Source organism: Methanoregula sp. (assembly GCF_002835825.1).
Classification (GTDB): Archaea; Halobacteriota; Methanomicrobia; order Methanomicrobiales; family Methanospirillaceae; genus Methanoregula.
This window is the reverse complement of sequence record NZ_PIZH01000787.1, coordinates 1-1,026: the sequence shown is the minus strand read 5'-3', so window position 1 is coordinate 1,026 and position 1,026 is coordinate 1. Positions and strand designations below refer to the sequence as shown.

Annotated in this window: 2 protein-coding genes; both read right to left on the bottom strand. The window is 52.7% G+C overall.

Annotated elements, in window-relative coordinates; translation table 11 throughout:
• Positions 1 to 88 precede the first annotated feature (88 nt).
• A complete protein-coding gene (gene modA, locus CW742_RS15220; RefSeq protein ID WP_292421877.1) occupies positions 89 to 787 on the bottom strand; it encodes a molybdate ABC transporter substrate-binding protein in 699 nt (232 codons plus the stop codon).
• A 57-nt stretch (positions 788 to 844) separates the two neighbouring features.
• Positions 845 to 1,026: hypothetical protein (locus CW742_RS15215; protein ID WP_292421876.1), on the bottom strand; the 182-nt coding region annotated here is incomplete at its 5' end.

The window sequence follows — 1,026 nt, the reverse complement described above, 5'->3', positions numbered from 1 at the left end:
CCTCCGACGAGACGATTTAACCGATAAACGCCGCTGCCCGGTCTTTATCAGTCGATCTCTGCACAAAACCAAGCGGGAACACAGCAACTCAATTATACGGGTCCGGGATCGGGATGGCGGTCACGAGAGCCCGGTCTCCTTTACTGACATCGGATGCCAAAGCAATCCCAGCATCCGCTTCGCTAATCCGAAGTTTTGCAATCAACGATGGGAGCGTTGGTTCTTCTGAGATAACATTCATCATTACCGCATCTCTGTACGCAGGCCCGAAAGCAGGATCCCTTGCCATTTTCTCTAGTACCTGACGGGTGTAATCACCAAAGGGCGCTTCCTTTACACCCATTACCAGCCGGACACCGGGTTGTGCGAGGTCTGGCAAACCGGTAATATTTGCCCGGTTTTCGCGGGGAACAACGATCGCAAGGTTGGTTGTTGCAAAGACCCTGACTGAATCGTTGACTATCATGCCTTCCTCCTGCAGGGCCGTCATGTGTTTTGTGTTTGCCGACAGGAACACGTCCGCACTGGCACCCTGTTCAATCTGAGTGCGGAGTACAGCCGCGTTGTTGAAATTCAGGATAACATTCGTATCCGGGTGGGCAGTCTCGTACGCCTTCGCAATATCGGTAAGAGCCCCGCTCAGCGAGGCTGAACTAAAGACAATAATTTCTTTCCGGCCGGGTTCCGGCTGCAGAGATGGATGAGCCAGGACCCATCCTGCCGCAGCAAGGAGAGCAAGAATGGCGATCCCTGCCGTTAACAAAATATGTGATGTGCTGTGTGCCATGATGGTTTCCCCTTTTTTCTTTTTACCTGGTGTGTACTGTTGACGAACGTTCCCGTTTCATGAGGGAGCGATGATCCACGTGAATGCCGTTTTGTCCCTGGATTGGGACCCCCACCGGATCTCCCTGATTATCACTTCGAGGAACAGACCGATATCCTCCCGTTCCTGCCGGTCATGAACAATAATCCGTATCGGTGAATCTGTCATGATCGCACCGCATCCGTTGCATATGGTCCCGC